A 17,941-nucleotide genomic window follows, 5' to 3' on the forward strand; every position below is an offset into this window, starting at 1 on the left:
GGTCGTGAACATGGCGGGACTTATGCGGGAGAGTTTTGCGTCCGTCAATGGCTTTTCGGCGGGATTTTGGCCTCGTTACTTGCCCCGCACGCCCGGTGGCTCGAGCAGGACCTCCTTGAGATCGTCACCGCTGATGACGACGATCGCGAAATTGAGCCGGCCGCCCTCGCGCACCAGCCCGCCGCTGATGGCCTTGCCTGATGCCGCCTTCTCGGCGACGCGCACGGCGTCAGCCAGGCGGTGCTTGATGATGCCGAGTGCGGCGAGGTTGCTGCGATCCTCATTGTCGAGCTCGGTGAGGGGCAGGGCGGCCTCGCCGCCGATGACCTCGCCGGTCGCCGCGTTGATGGTGTACCGCCAGATCCGGTCGTTGTGCAGGGTCTTGACCCGGTAGACCGGCACGCCCGAGCCGCCGTCGAAACTGATATCCGCGGTGGTCGCGCCGGCATGACGGGCTTCCGCGATCGCCATCGCTTGGCTGATCGAGATCGACGATGAGCGGAATCGCTCGATTTCGCGGCTGACGGCCTGGCGATCGGTCGCGGCGTCCCCATCTGTCTCGCTGTGGAGGGTGGCGGGCGTAGAGCCCGCCGAGATGGTCGCGCGAACAGGCGCTGCGATGAGCAGCCCTGACAGGGCGATCACCAGCAATCCGCATATCCCTGGTCTTGTCGCGCTCATGGTCCAAACCTTCGGCCGGCAGGTCTCGCACCAGCAAGTCTGCCGAATGTTCGTAAAGAAATCGCGGCCGGCCTTGGGCACCGGCCGGCCGCGGAGCGTCGCTAGCGGGCTGTACCCGTCGCGGCGATCTAAGCGGTTCGGTCCTCTTTTGGGGCTGGTGAAAAAAGTGGCCCGCACCGCTCTACAAACAAAACCATACCGTATCGTTTTATTTTGGTCAACGAAGCGACCATCCTCTGCTGGGACAAATCGCCGGTCTCACGGAAATGTCAGCGGGAGGGGCGGCGCCGTTGCGCGGCTTTTGGTGCGCCCTGGATGCGGTCCGCAGGGCCGATCGCGCCGGCCAAGAACAGCTTGATCGCCGCGCGCATCCGCTTCTCTGCCGCCTTGAACTCCATCGGCGTGCCGAACGTCGCCATGCGGTGGGTGTGGCCGACGACGACGTCGAGGAACACTTCGGCGGCGATCGTGGTGTCGTCGACATCGAGCGCGCCTTGCGCCGCCAGATGGTCGAAGAAGCGGGCGGTGGTCGCGACGGCCTTCAACCAGCCCTCTTCCTTGCCGAGCTTGGCGACATCAGGGAAGTTGATGGCCTGTGACGTCATCATGCGGCTGAAGGCCACGGCGTCGGGACCGCAGGTGAAATTCAGCATCTCGCGCCCGATCTCGACCAGCCGCTGTTCGACAGGGATATCGGAGGCGCTGCTGAGCTGCGTTTCCGCCGCAGCCGACAGCGGCGCCAGCCAGCGCGCAATCTCGCGGCGTAGCACGGCGGCAAACAGGCCGCGCTTGTCGCCGTAACGGGAATAGACGGTGGGCTTGCTGACCCGCGCGGCCTCGGCCACCGCATCGAGCGAGGTTGCGTCAAAGCCGCGATCGAGGAACAGGCGGGTGGCGACCTCGATCAGCCGCTGATCGCGCTCGATCGCGGCGCTCTTGGTCGGCCGGCCGCCGCGCGATTTCGACACCTCGCGTCGCGCCGTTGCCGTTTTTGCCTTGGTCGCAGCCAATCCCATGTCCAGTGATTCCTGCGCGTTCCCGACAGTGATCATTGCTCTATAACGCGCGGCAACCAAGGCGTCATGGCGAATCTGGCCGAATTGGCCGGATCGTCAACGGTCTTCCGCCACCACCGTTCCGCGATGCGGATATCACGGCATCCGCGAGGTCCAGGCCTGGCCGCCGGCCGCTTTCTCGTAGCCGTACTGGTAGAGCGCCCGCATATAGCCGGTGTCGAAGCCTTCCGACGGCGGCGCCGGATAATCTCGCTCGATATAGGAGAGATGGAAGCCGAGGTGGTTGCGCTCCGCGAAATCGTAGGTCGACAGGATGATCGCGCGCGTCTGCGATTGCGTGATGGCGGACAGGCTGCGGGAGGCGACGTCGATCGTGCTGTTGGCGACCAGCTCGAAATTGCGTTCGATCTTCTTGTTGACGAGGATGTAGATGTCCATCTTCGCGTTGCCGGGCAGGCGTCCCTGCAACAGCAAGGCCTCGGGCAGCGTCAGCACCGGCGCCGTCACGCCGCCGTCGACATGCATCTCCTGAAATTTGCGACCCTGGCCTTCGGCCTCGATCAGGATGGGCGGAAACACCAGGGGAATGCTGGCGGAGGCCGCCATCACGTCACGAAACAGTTTCAGCGCCTCGGGCGTGCCGACCGCGGCGATCTTGCCCATGTCCCAGATCGCGGTGCGCTGGGTGTCGAGATCGGTGGTGACCACCAGCAGCCGCCGGCCCTTGGCGCTCTCGCGCGCGACCTGCGCCATGAGCTCGGGTCCGACATAGCGCGCGACCAGCTCGCGCAGCCGCGTATTGCCGAACAGGCCGGAGCCGAACAGCACGCGGATGATGCTGGGATCGTTCAAGAGGCTCTCGGCGATGCCGCTGGTGTAGAGCTCGCGCAGCGTGTCGTCATACTGCGATCCGAGGAAGGCAAAGGGGGCAATGAGGCCCCCGGTGCTCACCCCTGATACGACGGAGAAGGTCGGACGGTTGCGTGCTGCGCTCCAGCCGTTGAGCACACCGACGCCGTAGGCGCCGTCGGCGCCGCCGCCGGAGAGCGCCAGATAGGTTCGGCTTCCGGTCGCCTTGTCCTGCGCGAAGCTGAACTTGGTGATGGGCTCGTCGGCGTAGCGCCTGAGGCCCTCGATATCGAGCACGCGCGAGCTGCTGGCATCGGCCGCCGTGTAGGGCGTGCGGGGAATTGAGGTGCAGGCGGCGAGTGTCAGGCTGGATAACACGACCAGTGACCTGATCAGGTGGCCAACCATGCGCCTTACCCAGTCGCCCGCGCGGCTGGAGACGTCCGTCGAACATGTGGGGAGGGGCATTGGTCGATGGCTGGCGATCACGCATCTGCGGCCGCAGGCCGTGTGCCGCGGCGTCTCGTCCAGCCCCGGCAGTAAAACTACACTGTATCGTTTTGTTCATCAAGCAGCCCCTGTCATCACGTCCGCGTCAACGCCGTGCCAGTCTGGGGCATCGTGCGGGTTGATCGGGCTCGCCCGACACGCAATAAGCACCGCCATGAATCTTCCCGATACCGGTCTACCCAATCATTTCGAGCTGCTGGCCACCGACGGCGCCGCGCGCACCGGCCACCTGACCACGCCCCATGGCGTGGTGCGGACGCCTGCTTTCATGCCTGTCGGCACCGCCGGTGCCATGAAGGGCATGCACTGGCGCGAGGTGCGCGATGCCGGCGCCGATATCGTGCTCGGCAACACCTATCATCTGATGCTGCGTCCCGGCGCGGAGCGCATCCACGCGCTCGGCGGATTGCAGCGGTTCACCGGCTGGAACGGGCCGATGCTGACGGATTCCGGCGGCTTCCAGGTGATGTCGCTGGCGGACCTGCGCAAGGTCAGCGAGCACGCCGTCACGTTCCGCTCCCATATCGACGGCGCCAAGGTCGAACTGTCGCCGGAGCGCTCGATCGAGGTGCAGCGCTACCTCGGCTCCGATATTGCGATGCAGATGGACGAATGCGTGCGGCTGCCGGCCGAGCGCGATGACGTCGAGCGCGCGATGCGGCTGTCGCTGCGCTGGGCCGAACGCAGCAAGCGTGCCTTCGAGAGCGCGCCAGACGGCTACATGCTGTTCGGCATCGTCCAGGGCGGCGACGTGCCGGAACTGCGCCATGCGAGTGCGCAAGGCCTGGTCGAGATCGGCTTCCATGGCTATGCGATCGGCGGTCTTGCCGTAGGCGAGCCGCAGGCCGTGATGCTGGCGATGATCGACGAGACGGCGCCGGCGCTGCCGGCGGACCGGCCGCGCTACCTCATGGGCGTCGGCACGCCCGACGACATTCTCGAGGCGGTGAAGCGCGGTGTCGACATGTTCGATTGCGTGATGCCGACGCGCAATGGCCGCCACGGCGTCGCCTTCACCCGCTTCGGCCAGGTCAATTTGCGCAACGCCCGCCACGCCGACGATCCGCGTCCGCTCGACGAGGAGAGTGCGTGGCCATCAACGCGCAATTGCGCACGCGCCTATCTGCACCATCTCGTCAAGGCGGGCGAGACGCTGGGAGCGATGCTGCTGTCCGAAATCAATATCGCCTACTACCAGTTCCTGATGCAGGGCATCAGGGACGCGATCGCACGCGGAACATTCGACGAGTTCTATCGGCGTACGCGCGAGGACTGGGCGAGGGGCGACATCGCCCCTCGCTAGGGCGAGAGCATGATCTGGACCCGAAGGGCCGCGTTAGCGCAAAGTGTGCAGCGGTTTTCCGACAAGATCATGCTCCAGCAATCGCGTCAGTTGCACACGATCCGCTGCTTGACGGCATGCTTGGTCACGAAACCGTAGCCGCAATTGTCACAGGTCCAGAGATACGAGATCATGTGATCCGAGACGTAGGCGGACGCTTCAGCGGCGACCATGGAATCGGCGCAGACGGGACACGTGGGCAACTCGCTACAACGCGGATCACGCCTTGCCGCGACGGTCGACAACACTTCAGCGACTGCTGACATCGTGGTGACCTCCCTGCTTGAGACCTAAGTCTAACATAAACAGAATCAGTTGACGAGGCCGCAACACGAATGCGTTGATTTTCTGCTAATTAGTGCTCACGCGATTTTGCGATGCAGCGTATTTAACATGTGCCGCATTGTCGCTTGCGTGTCGTCACTAGCTGTCCGTAACTGCGCAAACGCTGCGCGAGAAGCGTAATTGCTGCCACAGGGAGTTCAACATGGACGCATCGTCCGAGAAGGTTGCAAAGATGGGTGCAGCGCACCAACCCGGTCGCGGCCGGATCTACGACTCGATCGTCGAGGCTTTCGGCGACACGCCGATCGTTCGCCTGCGCCGGTTGCCGGGCATGCGCGGCGTCAACGCGACGGTTCTGGCAAAGCTCGAATATTTCAATCCGGCCGCCAGCGTGAAGGACCGTATCGGTGCCGCCATGATCATCGCGATGGAGAAGGCGGGCATCGTCAAGCCCGACACGGTGCTGATCGAGCCGACGTCAGGCAATACCGGCATCGCGCTCGCCTTCGTCGCGGCGTCACGTGGTTACCGTCTGAAGCTGGTGATGCCGGAATCCATGTCGATCGAGCGGCGCAAGATGCTCGCGTTCCTCGGCGCCGAGCTGGTGCTGACGCCGGCGGCGCAAGGCATGAAGGGCGCGATCGCGACCGCCGAAGAGCTGTTGAAGACGACGCCGAACTCGGTGATGCCGCAGCAGTTCAAGAACCTCGCCAATCCGGAGGTGCATCGCCGTACCACGGCGGAAGAGATCTGGAACGACACATCAGGCAATATCGACTACTTCGTCGCCGGCGTCGGCACCGGCGGCACCATCACCGGCGTCGGTCAGGTTCTGAAGCCGCGCAAGCCGTCCTTGCGGGTGGTCGCGGTCGAGCCCGAGGAGAGCCCGGTGCTGTCGGGGGGCACCCACACGCCGCACAAGATCCAGGGTATCGGCGCGGGCTTCGTACCCGACATTCTCGACCGCTCCGTGATCGAGATCGTGAAGATCAACTCGACGACCGCGATCGAAACGTCGCGCGCGCTGGCGCGGCATGAGGGCATTCCGGGTGGCATTTCCTCCGGTGCCGCGATCGCCGCCGCGCTCGAGATCGGCAAGCGGCCGGAAGCGGCGGGAAAAACCATTTTGGCTGTCGTGCCGTCCTTCTCCGAGCGCTATCTTTCGACGGCTCTGTTTGAAGGAATCTGAGAGATGGCGGATCAACCGAGGCGACCGCGGACATTGGGCGACGCGCGCACTGAAGCCGAGGCGGCGTTCAAGAAGGTGACGGCTAAAGTGGCGGAGCCGCCGCCGAAGAAAAACGCGGCACCCGGGATCAAGGAGCAGGTGACGCTGCGGATCGATCAGGACGTGCTCGAGCATTTCCAGGAAGGCGGCCCCGGCTGGCAGGACCGCATTAACGAGGCGCTGCGCAAGGCGGCGGGGAAGTAAATCTCCGCGGCCCGATACGTCCGTGTAAGGCACGCCTCTTTCCTCGTCATTGCGAGGAGCTCTTGCGACGAAGCAATCCAGACTATTGCCGCGGAGGGATTCTGGATTGCTTCGCTACGCTCGCAATGACGAAGTCTGCGGCAGCATTTTCCTTCTGCCTTGACCGAGGAGAGCAAAGAAAAAGCCCGGCGTGGGCCGGGCTTTTGTATTTGCGATCGCGCTTTGCGGCTCAGCGGCGGAACATGCCGCCCATCATGCCGCCGACCACGCCGCCCACGAAGGCCGCACCCGCGTCGCCGCCACCGCTGTTGCGATGCTGAACCGGTGCGCTCTGCGCCTGTGCTGGCGCTGGTGCCGCGCGCCGGGCCGGCTTCGCGCTGTCATCGCTCACGGTCGTCGTCGCGACGATCTCGGACAACAGGGCCTTGTGCTGGAGCTTGTTGAGGAAGCCCGTCGACGGATAGCCGCGAGCGGCCTGCCAGCGCTTGAGCACCGAGCGGGTCTCGTCATTGAAGACACCGGTGACCTTGGTGTCGAAGCCGAGGCCGGTGAGGCGGCGCTGCACGTCGCGGCGCTGACCCTTGTCGAGGCCGATCTGGTCCTCGGTGAGCTGGGTAGCGTCGTCGGTGAAAGTTGCGGGATCGACGCCGGCATTGAGGTTGCGGGTCGTGGTCGACGGACCGTTCTGGATCGCCGCGAGCCGCGCCATTGCCAGCGGCTTGAACTGGCCGTTGGGATAAGCGGAGAGGTAGGCGTTGAGCTCTTCCGGCTTGTTGGATTCCTTCACCGAGCGCCAGAACTCGACTTCAGCCTCGGAGTTGCCGGCCGCTGCGGCTGGCGCGGCGGTTGCCGTCGGCGCCGCGTTGGCAACCTGGGTCGTCGGCGCCTGGTTGAGATAGACCGCGCCGATCAAATTGGTGTGGCCCCACGGCAGCTGGCCCTTGTGGGTCTCTTCATTGACCTGCGCGCGCACGGAGGTCATCGCCTGCTGGATCTCGACGCCGGGCTTGGTGATGTTGTCGATCAGCGCGCGGGTGAACGGGCTGTTGTTGCCCTCCTGGCCGTCGAGCGCGGTCTGGCCCGGGCCGGTGGCGAACGCGATCAGCGTGCCTTCGCCCGACTTCATCTCGGCTAGGCCGCTGCCGACATTGACGCTGCGGGTGGCCGAGTTCGACTTGATCTTGGCGGCGAACGGGTTGTCGCGGCAGGCGTCGAGGAACACCAGCTTGACCTTGGCATCGCCCATGGTCTGGTCGAGCGTCAGGTCGACGTTGATGGCGGCGCCAAGCTTGACGTCCATCTCCGACTTGATGTCGGCATCGACGGGCAGGAGATAGTTGGTGCCGCTGACGGCGATGCCGTGGCCGGCATAATAGAACACTGCGATATCGGAGCCTTGGGCCTTGCGGCCGAAATCGAGCAGCTTCTCGGTCATCTGGTCGCGGGTGAGGTTGGAGCCTTCGATCACCTCGAAGCCGACATTGCGCAGCGTCGATGCCATCGCCTTGGCGTCGATCGGCGGGTTCGGCAATTGCGCGACGTTCTTGTAGGCGCCGTTGCCGACGACAAAGGCGACGCGGCGGTCGGCCTTGGCGGCGCTGACCGACAGCGCGATGCACATCAGCGAAACGATGATGGTGAGAGTGCGCATCTGAAATCCCCAACAGAATCGAATGACAGGCAGCAACAGATTAGTGTCGAACCTACACGAAACCGCCTGGCCTCGCGCTAGCAAAACGACTGACTCAACCCGCAGCTCTGTGATCGAATGTGCACGATGGAATGCCCCTCCAACGTGATCCAAATCACGCTCGACCACCTGGATTTGTCGCCTCAAGCCGCGCGGTGGTTCACCGGGCGCGGGCGCGAATCGGGGCAGGGCGTTCGTGCCGGGCCCATAAAAAATCGACCCGGCGAGGTCGCCGGGTCGATGGTCGTATCGCCGTGCTGTCGTCCTATTTCGACAGCGAGATATTGGCGCCGCGGAACTGGCTGTCCGCGCGCATCGTAACGCTCTGCTTGTTGCCGCTCGTTCTCAACGCGATGTTGGCGTTGAATCCAGCGGCAGAGGCCACCACTTCGAAGTTCCCGCCGCCGCCGCGTCCCTGAAGCGAGCCGCTGATATTGCGGCTGGCCTCGGACCAGCTACCGGTGATGGCACTCCCCTCGGCCTTGACGCTGGCAGCCAGGTTGAACTTGTAGGCGTCGCTGGCACAGGTCAGCGACATCTCCATGGTCGGTCCGATCGGGGCGTATTTGGCCCGGCAGCGGATCCGCTCGGTCGAGCCGTCATCCAGCGTCACCGTGCCGCCGCCGCTCCAGCTGCCCGCCAGCGGTGCGAAGGGACCGGCTTGGGCCTTGCTCTCCGAGCTGGTGGCAACAGCTGTCACCAACAAAACGGCGGCCGCCGTGAGCAGCCGCCGATTGAGGACACCAGGTCCGAATTGCTTATTGGCGCGATGCTTCCCACCGCCCGCTGCACGGTATACCTGCAGATGCTCCATTCCACTTCCCCGATCCGGCATTGCCGCTGAGTTGACCGTTGGCATATGCACCATTGATCGAAACTTTCACAAGACCCCCACTGCCGATGGTGCCGGAAACGTTAGCGCCGGGTGCGGTGATCTTGCCGTCGGCGACCGTCAGCATGGAGCTTGCGGTCGGCTCGCACGAACCGGTCTTGGTCACGATGGTGACCTGCCAATTGCCGTCATAGGGAGTCTGGGCGAAAGCGGGAGCGGCGAGGCTGGCAGTAACAATTGAAGCGGCACAGAACGCCGCAATGCGACCAAAACGCATGAATTCCGTCCTTGAATGTGTCTGATATGCTGACTGTTATTCGGGCCAAATGTGACGGAAATTTGGTGCGATGCAATTGCGAAAATTGTTCCTGTGGAAACAATGGTTTATTTGCGATTTTGGCTCCGATTTTTGAAGCAGAATCAATGCGGCCTCACGTTCATCCTTAACGCGAGAAGCGACTCAGGAAAGACCTCCTAGGAAAGACTTGGCGCTGAGGTCGCGAACTGCTCGTCCTGAGTCTTGGCCGGCAACGCCTTGTGGACCTTGGCGTAGTCGATCACGTCGGCGAGCAGCTTGAGCCCCAGCGGGGCCAGCGCACGCTCCCAAAGCTCGCGAGCGGTCTCGCCCTTCTTCACGAAGCACCAGTCCTGAGCAGCGATGGCGCCGGCGTCCATACGGTCGGCGAGGTGATAGATGGTGCCGCCGGCGATCGGGTCGCCTTCCTTGATGGTCCATTCCACCGCGGCCTTGCCGCGATGGCGCGGCAGCAGCGAGGGGTGGTAGCCGATCCCGCCGAGCTTGCTGGCTGCGAGCGCGTCCTTGCCAACCCGGGCATGACTGTGGGCGGTGATGATCAGATCGGTGTCGGGGGCAATCTCGGAGGCCACCACCAGCTTGGGATTGGCCTGCACCACCACCTCGATGCCGGCGGCCTTGGCCGTCGCGGCCAGGCGGTCGTCCGCGTCAGCCACCACGACCCGCACGACCCCGACGCCGTGTTCGCGAAGCATGTTCAGGGTGGTCACGCCGAAATGGCGGGAGCCGACGAGGGTAATGCGCATGGGTGTCTGATCCGTCTCGCAACTGCGTCATCCCCCGATAACACGTCCGGGCGCCCTGTCACCACCCGCGCGGCGTTTGCACCGGTTATCAACAATGCAGGGGTGCACAGGACCGATGAACGCGGCGAACGCATCATTGGCCGTTCCGGTGCTTCCATAACCGCACTGTGACCTTGGGCCGGAGCAGCGGCCTTTTCGTTGTCCGCCGCACCGGATCATCAAACGGTAATACGTTCTCAACCCAGTTGTCGTATCGACGAATCCGTCGCGGATTTGTATTGCGTACCGCGACACCAAAAATGTCCCGCCGGCGTGGGTGCGCCGCGCGGGCATTTTTGCAGGGACCGATGTCATGTCGAACGCAATTGCGCAGATCGTGGACGCCTATGTGCGGCTGAAGAACCGCCGTGGCCTCGACGAGCTGATGATGCACAGGCAGCGGCTCGCCGTTGACCTGAAGGGCAGGTCAGGCGCGTACGATTTGAGCCTGCCGATCAGCAAGATCAACGAGGAGATCGCGATCATCGAGGAAGGTCTCAGCCGGCTGAAGGCTGAATCCACGGACAACTGACGCTTTAGTCGCGCCGTCCGCCATCGATCACGGTGAACAGCGGCCGCGCCGGGGTCGGCTCGACCAGCAATTCCTCCACCAGCGCGGTTGCCGCATCGACATATTTGCGCGTGGGCTTGTCGAGCTCGCGTTTGGCCTCGTCATCGAGCGCAACCTTGGCGGCCTCGACCAGCTTGCGCATCCGCGCCGCGTGGTCGTCGCCTGCCGTCAGCGTCGCGCGCGCCAGCGAGCGCAGCACGAACAGCTCGCCTTCGAGGCGAAGCAGGCGGTCGTTGAGCCGGGTGAGGACAGCGTTGAGGTCGGCCATAGTGTGCTGTTCTGGCGTGCTGCTCGTTGCAGGGATCCTGACCCGTCTAGCTGTCATCGATGAACGGAGTGCAAATGCCGAAGGCGCAATTGGTCCGATCAGCCCGGGATCAGGCCGCGGTTCGGGCCAGATAGTCCCGGGTAAACGCAAGATACCAATCAAGGCAGGCCGGATTGGCCATCGCTTCCTTGTTGATGACCTTCTCGACGGGCTGGCCGAGCAGCAGCTTCTTGATCGGCAGCTCCTGCTTCTTGCCCGACAGCGTGCGCGGGATCTCGGCGACGGCAAAGATCTCATTCGGCAGGAAGCGGCGTGACAGGCGGGCCTCGATCGCCTTGTTGATCTTCGCCTGCATTGCGCCATCCAAGGCGACGCCCTCGCGCAGCACGACGAACAGCGGCATGTAGCTTTCGCGGCCGAGATATTCGAGGTCGACGACGAGGCTGTCGAGCACCTCCGGCAGCGCCTCGATGGCGGAATAGAGCTCGCTGGTGCCCATGCGCAGCCCGTGCCGGTTGATCGTCGCATCGCTGCGGCCGTAGATCACGCAGGAGCCGTCCGGATTGATCTTGAGCCAGTCGCCGTGCCGCCACACCGGGCCGCGGCCGCTGCCGTCGAAATGATCGGGATAGGTCTCGAAATAGCTGGCGAGATAGCGCGCGTTGCCCCTGTCGTTCCAGAAATAGAGCGGCATGGACGGCATCGGCTCGGTGCAGACGAGCTCGCCGACCTCGCCCGTCACGGCGCGGCCCTGTTCGCTGAAGGCTTCCACGGCCGCGCCGAGCAGGCGGCATTGCATCGCGCCCGGCGTCTGCGGCAATTCCCTGTTGCCGCCGATGAAGGCGCCGGCGAAATCGGTGCCACCGGAGATGTTCGCCCACCAGATATCGGCCTGCGCCTTGCTGCCGTTGAGCTTCGACAGCGCAGCGAAGCGCGCGTTGAACCAGGCCTGGGTGTCGGCGCTGAGCGGCGAGCCGGTCGAGCCGAGGCAGCGCAGGCGGCAGAGATCGCCCGCGGCCGTAAGGTCGATCTCCGCCTTGGCACAGTTGGCGAAGAACGCCGCGCCAGCGCCGAAGAAGGTCGCTTTCGATTGCGCCACGAAGCGCCACAACGTGGACCAGTCGGGCTTGTCCCTGGTGCCGCCGGGGCTGCCGTCGAAGATGCAGCAGGTGGTGCCGCTGAGCAGGCCGCCGACCTGCGAATTCCACATGATCCAGCCGGTCGACGAGTACCAGTGATAGCGCTCGCCGAGCGAGTTCTCGTGATAGGAACAGCCGATGTCGTTGTGTAAGCCGAGGAGCGCCAGCACCACGATGACGATGCCGCCATGGCCGTGCACGATCGGCTTCGGCAGGCCGGTGGTGCCGCTGGAATAGACGATCCAGAGCGGATGATCGAATGGCAGCCATATCGGCTCGAAGGCGTCGACCGCCGTGCCCGTCCTTGCGGTGATGTCCGAGAGCAGGGCGTCCGGTGCGGCGGACGCTTCGCTGTGCAGGATCACATGCTCGACCGTCGGCAGCGAGCGGCGCAACTCGGCGACGACGTCCTTGCGGTCATGCCTGCGCCCGGCATAGGTGACGGCGTCACAGGCGATCAGCACTCTTGGCTCGATCTGCTTGAAGCGGTCGATCACGGCGGGCGCCGCCATGTCGGGCGCGCAGAGGCTCCAGACCGCGCCGATGCTGGCACTCGCGAGAAACGCGATGATGGTCTCGGGAATGTTGGGAAGGTAGGCCGCGATGCGGTCGCCGGGCTTGATCCCCTTGTTCTTCAGATGCAGCGCCAGTGTGGCCGCCTTGCGCTTGAGCTCCGGCCAGCTGGTTTCCGTGAGCTTGCCGTCCTCGCCGCTGGAGACGATCGCGGGCTGGCCGGCGCCGTGCGCGGCGTCCACATGCCGGAACACCTGCCGCGCATAGTTCACCTGCGCGCCAGGAAACCACACCGCACCGGGCATCTTGCGCTCGGTGATGACGGCCGCAAACGGCGTTGGCGATTGCAGGTCGTAATAGTCCCAGATGCTGCGCCAGAACGCATCGAGATCCCGCACCGACCATTGCCGCATCGCCTCGTAGTCAGCGAAGGTGAGGCCACGCTGCTTGGCAAGCCAGTCGCGATAAAGGGCAATCTGCGGGACGAAAGGAGCGGTCATTGCATAGCGGCTTCGGTTGCGGAGAGGGCGAACTTAACCGGTGTCGCCCTTCAGCAAAAGCCGCGCATCGTCCGCCGAATGGCAGGCATGACATCGCGGCCGCGGCGGCTTTCGGTCAGCTCCGATGCCGCACCCACCGTTGATCTAGGTCAACATTGCCGGTGCACCGCGACGCACGTTGCCTCTGGCCGGGCTGGGGCGGCAGCCATCATCATCCACGCGTGCAATGAGGGAGGATCGCCATGCGCCGGAGCAAGCGTCGTTCGATGAAGTCAGTAGCAGTCGCAGCGCTTGCGGCTGCGGGTCTGCTGGGGACGGCGGGGGTGACCCTCAGTCCGACACCCGCGAAGGCCGTGGTCTATTGCCAGTATGTCGATTATCCGCCGTCCTGCGTCGCACGCGCTGGCGTGGTGCTACGGCCGCGGCCTGTTGCACGTGCCGCGGTTCGTGCCGGCACCGTGAGCGGGACCAATCTGAATGGCGGCGTCAACCGCGTTGGCGTGCGCCGGTAAGCCATCTGCCGGCGCTACCACTGCACTCCGGCCCAGCGCCGGCCGAACACGGCCGGCTTGGACTTCACGGCCTGCCAGCCGAAGAAATGGTGCTTGCCGGACCAGGAGTGTACCACGCCGCTGCAGATGCTGCATTTGAACTGGCCAGCGTGTGGCTCGGCATGCTCCTCCCGGGTCGCGGTGTAGTTCATGCCGCAACCAGGGCAGGTGAATTCTTCGATCGTCCAGATGGTATTGGCCATTGCACCGCGAGTGTTTTTGGGACCTTGCGGCAAGGATAGACGCGAGCCTTTGCATCGGCGTAAATTGGTCGGCTGAAATCCGGTTAAATGCCGTTAGGCAATGCGGGCACACGTGGCGGATCTTGCCGGATTTCCCGGATCTGGCGGACCCCGGCGGCTCGAGCCCGTCTCCGGCCGGCTTGACGCCCGGCCCGGGGCTCGCAATAACCCGGGGCCGCGCAAGCGCCGGAGCTGCGTTGATGCCGCAAGGAAAGCCGTGCCTGTGAAAAGTCTGCGTCAGCTCCTGACGGGCGAGGACGTCATCCAGCTGGTGATCCGGCTCGGCCTGTTGGCGCTGTTGATCGTCTGGACATTCCTGATCATCCGGCCGTTCGTGCCGATCCTGGCCTGGAGCGGCGTGCTCGCGGTCGCGTTCTATCCGGCCTTCAACTGGCTGGCCAAAGTGCTTGGCGGCCGGCCCAAGACCGCAGCCGCCATCCTCACCTTGGTGACGCTCGGCATCGTCCTTGGCCCGGCGACTTGGCTCGGCGTGAGTGCCGTCGACGGGGGCAGGGAGCTGGCGCATCAGCTCGGCACCGGTGACCTCGCGCTGCAGTCCGCTCCGGAACAGATCAAGTCATGGCCGCTGATCGGCCCGACATTGTTCGAGCTGTGGGACCAGGCCTACACCAACATCCGCGCGGTGCTGCGCGAGGTGGCGCCCTATCTCCAGCCGCTGGCAGGACCGCTGCTGACGCTCGCTGGCGATGCCAGCCTTGGCACGCTCCAATTCCTGGTCTCGGTGTTCGTGGCCGGCTTCCTGTTTCCCCACGGGCCGCGGCTGGTTGCCGCCGGGCGCGGCTTCCTGTCGCGCATCGTGCCCGAGCAGAGCGAGCATTTCCTCACGCTTGGCGGCGCCACCATCCGTGCGGTGGCGCAAGGCGTGATCGGCGTTGCCATCGTGCAGGCGCTGCTGGCCGGCATCGGCTTCAAGCTCGCGGCCGTGCCGAGTGCCGGCTTGCTGGCCTTTCTCGTGCTGCTGTTGTCGATCGTGCAGATCGGCGCCTTCCTCGTGCTGCTGCCTGTCATCATCTGGATCTGGACCGCCAAGGACGTGACCACGGCGCTGGTGCTCACCGTGTTCTTCGTCGTCGTCGGCTTCATCGACACCATGCTGAAGCCGCTCGTCATGGGACGCGGCCTCAACACGCCGACCATCGTCATCTTCGTCGGCGTGATCGGCGGCACGCTGGCCCATGGCATTGTCGGCCTGTTCATCGGGCCGATCATCCTGTCGGTGGCGTGGGAGATGGCGGCGGCGTGGATCGGGAGCGAGACGGGGAAGCGGACGGCTGTATCACCCGCTTCCGACGAGGTCCGATAGCGCCTTAGGCGCTGACCAAACGCTTTTCGCAGAGTGTGGACAATTGGGGATGGCGGTGGCCTTCACGGCGGCCGTGTAACTTGTCTAATGAATTAGACAAGTTACGATGGCCGCAGATTCTTTTTCGGTTTGCGACAGGAATGGCGAAGTCTTCCAAGCTGGTCGCCGCCAAGCGCGGCAAGGTCTTGTTGGTCAGGAGACGGTCGGACGGCCTCTGGATGTTCCCGGGCGGCCGCAAGCGCGCGCGCGAAACCGAGAAGGCCTGCCTGCGGCGCGAGATCAAGGAAGAGCTGCCGAAGCTGAAACTCGGCCGGATCAGCCTCTGGAAAGAGGTGAAGGCCAAGAACAAGCGTTCGGGCCGCAAGATGAGCGACGCGATCTTCATCGCCAAGAGCGCCAAGGGACGCCTTGCGATCGGCGACAAGAAGGAGATCGACCGCGCTGCCTGGCAGAAGCCGCGCGGCATCCGCCTGACCGCGACCTCGCGCTACATCAGGGATCGCCTGTTTCCGCGGAAGTCGCGCCGGAGCTAACCGCGAGGGGTGTGCGACAACCGCGGGCGTGGCAGCCAGGAGTGTGACAAAGAGTCCGACCGGGCGCGCATCGGGTGTGAACCAGTTCACAAGCCGCCACGGAGAGGGCTGCTATAGAGGTGTCATTGCCTTACTTATTTATAGTCTCTGAAATTTATAGTCTTTGAAACCCCCCAGTGTCCCCAAGCACTGGGGTTTTTCGCATCCAGCCCACTGTTGCTACTGCCGCAGCGCCGGGATCTGGATCGAGGCAACGTCGGAGGCCGAGCAGGCGCTACTCCGGTCTTCCCAGCACCCGAGACCGCCCCGTCGATGACGACCTCGACCGCGGCGCCACACGCGGTTCTGCCGGCGCCGCGATCCTGATCGCCTCGGCTTCGCGCTGCTCTCTGCGCGCCTGCCTTGCGCTTTGCATCGCGCGCTTGATGAACGGATGTTGAGCGTCGTCAGCGAAGAACAGCACGACCTCGCAACAGGGACATTGCCTTGAATAGCCGTCCTGCAGCCGTCCCGCGCGATCGCGAAACATCGTCTTGCAACGCGTGCACTGGATCTGGACGAAACTCATGCGCCGGCGACAATGATGATGGAAATTGACAGCCACGGTGAGCCGAACATCTGAAGAAACCATCAACGCCGGCTGCCGCTTTGTCGTCGCCGGCGCGCGATCCCGTGCGAGGCGCTATTGCTTCGCCACCTGCCCATCCAGGCAGTGAATGAGAAAGTCGGTCCGGTCTCGCGGCAACACCTTCACCAGATCCGCCTTCTGCGCGCATTCGCGCTGGCGGATCTGCTCGGCGCGGCGCTTTTCGGCCGCCTCGCGGTATTCCGGCGCCACCTTGCTGGGATCGACGAGGGCTTGTGAGCGGGCAGACGAGGTGGAGAGCAGCGCTAGGACTGCGACAGCACTAATGACCTGTTTCAAATGAGCCTCCGCAAAGGCTCACCCTAGCGGCCGTTGTCGGGCCGCTCAACGGTGCATGCGTTGGGGAGGGAGGGTGAGGCGGCTTAGGCGGCCTGCTCCTCAAAGGAGGTGTGGACCCGCCCATCGGGATCGACGATCCGAACGTCGCGGCACCCGTCCTGGATCAGCTCCCTGGCCTTCTTCAGGGCGGCGGCGAGGGACTCCCGCTTGAGGCTGACGACGCCTGCCGTGTCGAAACCGGTGATTTCAAACATTCCGTTCCCTCCAGTTTTGTCGAATCCTACACTTTTCGGGTCTGATGTCTCCTGGCTTTTTTGGACCAGGCGGATGGAACGGAATTGAGCGTCTGCCGCCGCAAGCCCATCGCAGCGTCCACGTCATCGGCCGGGGTCACGGGACATGCCCGGCGCTAACGTGGAATTAATCCAAAAAGCTCACAATTTTAGACAGTTGTGTAAGTGAGTGCTGCGTAAAGGAGGCGTCGAGAGGACGTTCCGGCGACGGCCTCCTTTTGCTCGCTCATGAGGTCAATGCGCATGACCACGACATCCGAAACGCTCGGCTTCGCCGAGCACCTCGACGCCGCGGCACTTGCAGCCGCCGCATCTGAATCCCGGCCTGAGCTCGAGACCCAGGACGCTCCAGTGCCGCTGAAGCGCTCCAGCCGGAAGTCGGTCCTGGCCTTCGCGGTGTGTGCCCTGGCGATCAACGGCGCCGCGGCCGTCTACACATTGCCCTTTGATCTGCCTTCGCCGGACATCAGCAACCTGGCCGCGCTGTTTCCGCGCCAGCAAGAGCCCGCGCCGAAACCCGATGCTGTTGCCGTCGCCCTGAAGGAAATCCAGTCGGCCCAGCAGCAGCAGGCCGCCGCGCTGCAGGAGATCAGTTCATCCCTGCAACAGAACACGGCGCTGCGTCAGGAGGATTCGACGACCCTGATGTCGCTCCGCCAGAGCATCACCGACGAGCGCGGCGATGTGAAGAAGATATCGCCGCAATTGTCGACGCTGATCGCGAAGATCGACACGCTGCAAAACACGATGATGTCTGACGTCACGGCCTCCATCCCGCGCTTGCGCGCGCGCGATCGGCTGTTGCTGCGCAAGCGGATGGTTCGGCAGCCGAAGTCGATCGGGCCGGTTTCGATCGGGCCGGTGTCGGTCGGTGGCGCTCCGCTCAGTGCGCCGGCGACGGTTGCGGGGCCGGAAAGCTGAGGGCCGGGCAGATCGCCTGGGGCGATGTTGCGTGAACCGGCGGGTTCACGCTGAAGCTCGACTTGAATTCGTGGATGAGAGAGATTTGGCCAGCGCCGGATCGGCGGCGTGACGCTGCCGCCGAAGATGCGACGAAAGTCGTCGAGCGGCGGACTCCTACATGGAGGAACTACTGAGGGATCCGCAAGGCTGACGAGTTAGCACATGCTCGTGCAAGTCCTCGAGCACGTGCCCATTCCAGCATTGATGGTGCTTTTGGGAGTAGGCAAGCCAGACCATAAAACCCACAGCGACCACAACGCATCCGGTGACGAAGTTCTGCATCATGCACTCCAGAGCAAACTGTGAGTGGCTACCCGGGGACATCTTACCGCACCCAGCAGAAATGCAAAATCCACGCGTGAGGGCTTCACGGGTGATCGC

Annotated in this window: 21 protein-coding genes; 8 read left to right on the plus strand and 13 right to left on the minus strand. The window is 64.2% G+C overall.

Translation table 11 applies throughout. From position 1 onward, the window contains the following. Nucleotides 1-75: 75 nt before the first annotated feature. The 3 genes from XH98_RS24225 to XH98_RS24235 all read right to left on the minus strand — a co-directional run bounded on the left by XH98_RS24225 (nucleotide 76) and on the right by XH98_RS24235 (nucleotide 2,954). Nucleotides 76-681 (minus strand): PepSY domain-containing protein, encoded by a 606-nt coding sequence (locus XH98_RS24225; protein ID WP_271601217.1) that lies wholly within the window; start codon nucleotides 679-681, stop codon nucleotides 76-78. 269 nt (nucleotides 682-950) lie between these two features. Beyond that, complete coding sequence (locus tag XH98_RS24230; RefSeq protein WP_271620140.1) at nucleotides 951-1,697, minus strand: TetR/AcrR family transcriptional regulator; 747 nt, start codon at nucleotides 1,695-1,697, stop codon at nucleotides 951-953. Between the two features lie 135 nt (nucleotides 1,698-1,832). Next, nucleotides 1,833-2,954: a patatin-like phospholipase family protein gene (locus tag XH98_RS24235; protein WP_271601219.1), complete on the minus strand. Its 1,122-nt coding sequence runs from the start codon at nucleotides 2,952-2,954 to the stop codon at nucleotides 1,833-1,835. Between the two features lie 256 nt (nucleotides 2,955-3,210). Between XH98_RS24235 and tgt the strand changes: the two genes are divergently transcribed. After that, nucleotides 3,211-4,359: a tRNA guanosine(34) transglycosylase Tgt gene (gene tgt, locus XH98_RS24240; protein ID WP_271601220.1), complete on the plus strand. Its 1,149-nt coding sequence runs from the start codon at nucleotides 3,211-3,213 to the stop codon at nucleotides 4,357-4,359. An 86-nt stretch (nucleotides 4,360-4,445) separates the two neighbouring features. Here the strand turns inward: tgt and XH98_RS24245 are convergent, their stop codons facing one another. Next, nucleotides 4,446-4,664: a hypothetical protein gene (locus tag XH98_RS24245; protein WP_057755648.1), complete on the minus strand. Its 219-nt coding sequence runs from the start codon at nucleotides 4,662-4,664 to the stop codon at nucleotides 4,446-4,448. Nucleotides 4,665-4,885: 221 nt separating this feature from the next. On the opposite strand from XH98_RS24245, the gene cysK reads away from it, so the two are divergent. Both cysK and XH98_RS24255 read left to right on the plus strand, forming a co-directional pair. Continuing rightward, nucleotides 4,886-5,872 carry a cysteine synthase A gene (gene cysK, locus XH98_RS24250; RefSeq protein ID WP_271620141.1) on the plus strand — a complete coding sequence of 329 codons (987 nt, stop codon included), beginning with the start codon at nucleotides 4,886-4,888 and terminating at the stop codon, nucleotides 5,870-5,872. A gap of 3 nt (nucleotides 5,873-5,875) precedes the next feature. Next, nucleotides 5,876-6,115: a BrnA antitoxin family protein gene (locus XH98_RS24255; RefSeq protein ID WP_271601222.1), complete on the plus strand. Its 240-nt coding sequence runs from the start codon at nucleotides 5,876-5,878 to the stop codon at nucleotides 6,113-6,115. A 229-nt stretch (nucleotides 6,116-6,344) separates the two neighbouring features. Here the strand turns inward: XH98_RS24255 and XH98_RS24260 are convergent, their stop codons facing one another. The 4 genes from XH98_RS24260 to XH98_RS24275 all read right to left on the minus strand — a co-directional run bounded on the left by XH98_RS24260 (nucleotide 6,345) and on the right by XH98_RS24275 (nucleotide 9,699). Then, entirely contained in the window at nucleotides 6,345-7,766 is a 1,422-nt protein-coding gene (locus XH98_RS24260; protein WP_271620142.1) for a caspase family protein, read from the minus strand. Nucleotides 7,767-8,070: 304 nt separating this feature from the next. After that, nucleotides 8,071-8,619, minus strand: a complete 549-nt coding sequence (locus XH98_RS24265; protein WP_271620143.1) for a hypothetical protein — start codon at nucleotides 8,617-8,619, stop codon at nucleotides 8,071-8,073. Beyond that, a complete protein-coding gene (locus tag XH98_RS24270) occupies nucleotides 8,564-8,914 on the minus strand; it encodes a hypothetical protein (protein WP_271601225.1) in 351 nt (116 codons plus the stop codon). The genes XH98_RS24265 and XH98_RS24270 overlap by 56 nt, the downstream gene beginning before the upstream one ends. 197 nt (nucleotides 8,915-9,111) lie before the next feature. Then, nucleotides 9,112-9,699, minus strand: a complete 588-nt coding sequence (locus XH98_RS24275; protein ID WP_057755630.1) for a formyltransferase family protein — start codon at nucleotides 9,697-9,699, stop codon at nucleotides 9,112-9,114. Between the two features lie 352 nt (nucleotides 9,700-10,051). Between XH98_RS24275 and XH98_RS24280 the strand changes: the two genes are divergently transcribed. Beyond that, nucleotides 10,052-10,270 (plus strand): hypothetical protein, encoded by a 219-nt coding sequence (locus tag XH98_RS24280; protein ID WP_271620144.1) that lies wholly within the window; start codon nucleotides 10,052-10,054, stop codon nucleotides 10,268-10,270. A gap of 4 nt (nucleotides 10,271-10,274) precedes the next feature. Here XH98_RS24280 and XH98_RS24285 read toward each other — a convergent pair whose 3' ends face one another. Both XH98_RS24285 and XH98_RS24290 read right to left on the minus strand, forming a co-directional pair. Beyond that, complete coding sequence (locus XH98_RS24285; protein WP_011087444.1) at nucleotides 10,275-10,577, minus strand: hypothetical protein; 303 nt, start codon at nucleotides 10,575-10,577, stop codon at nucleotides 10,275-10,277. Between the two features lie 109 nt (nucleotides 10,578-10,686). Continuing rightward, the gene (locus XH98_RS24290; protein WP_271620145.1) at nucleotides 10,687-12,729 is read right to left on the minus strand and encodes an acetoacetate--CoA ligase; all 2,043 of its coding nucleotides are present in this window, start codon (nucleotides 12,727-12,729) and stop codon (nucleotides 10,687-10,689) included. Nucleotides 12,730-12,995: 266 nt separating this feature from the next. Between XH98_RS24290 and XH98_RS24295 the strand changes: the two genes are divergently transcribed. Then, nucleotides 12,996-13,241 (plus strand): hypothetical protein, encoded by a 246-nt coding sequence (locus tag XH98_RS24295; protein ID WP_271601229.1) that lies wholly within the window; start codon nucleotides 12,996-12,998, stop codon nucleotides 13,239-13,241. Nucleotides 13,242-13,255: 14 nt separating this feature from the next. Here XH98_RS24295 and XH98_RS24300 read toward each other — a convergent pair whose 3' ends face one another. After that, nucleotides 13,256-13,483, minus strand: coding sequence for a hypothetical protein (locus XH98_RS24300; RefSeq protein ID WP_220004323.1), 228 nt, complete (start codon nucleotides 13,481-13,483; stop codon nucleotides 13,256-13,258). A 256-nt stretch (nucleotides 13,484-13,739) separates the two neighbouring features. Between XH98_RS24300 and XH98_RS24305 the strand changes: the two genes are divergently transcribed. Both XH98_RS24305 and XH98_RS24310 read left to right on the plus strand, forming a co-directional pair. Next, nucleotides 13,740-14,846 (plus strand): AI-2E family transporter, encoded by a 1,107-nt coding sequence (locus XH98_RS24305; protein ID WP_271620146.1) that lies wholly within the window; start codon nucleotides 13,740-13,742, stop codon nucleotides 14,844-14,846. Nucleotides 14,847-14,986: 140 nt separating this feature from the next. Next, nucleotides 14,987-15,379, plus strand: coding sequence for an NUDIX hydrolase (locus tag XH98_RS24310; protein WP_057755621.1), 393 nt, complete (start codon nucleotides 14,987-14,989; stop codon nucleotides 15,377-15,379). A 682-nt stretch (nucleotides 15,380-16,061) separates the two neighbouring features. Here XH98_RS24310 and XH98_RS24315 read toward each other — a convergent pair. Continuing rightward, nucleotides 16,062-16,304, minus strand: a complete 243-nt coding sequence (locus tag XH98_RS24315) for a hypothetical protein (protein WP_271601231.1) — start codon at nucleotides 16,302-16,304, stop codon at nucleotides 16,062-16,064. Nucleotides 16,305-16,387: 83 nt separating this feature from the next. Beyond that, complete coding sequence (locus XH98_RS24320) at nucleotides 16,388-16,558, minus strand: hypothetical protein (protein ID WP_167354010.1); 171 nt, start codon at nucleotides 16,556-16,558, stop codon at nucleotides 16,388-16,390. 390 nt (nucleotides 16,559-16,948) lie between these two features. On the opposite strand from XH98_RS24320, the gene XH98_RS24325 reads away from it, so the two are divergent. Then, nucleotides 16,949-17,518: a hypothetical protein gene (locus XH98_RS24325; RefSeq protein WP_333932687.1), complete on the plus strand. Its 570-nt coding sequence runs from the start codon at nucleotides 16,949-16,951 to the stop codon at nucleotides 17,516-17,518. The last annotated feature ends 423 nt before the right edge of the window (nucleotides 17,519-17,941 follow it).

This window comes from Bradyrhizobium sp. CCBAU 51745, assembly GCF_028128715.1.
GTDB classification, from domain to species: domain Bacteria; phylum Pseudomonadota; class Alphaproteobacteria; order Rhizobiales; family Xanthobacteraceae; genus Bradyrhizobium; species Bradyrhizobium manausense.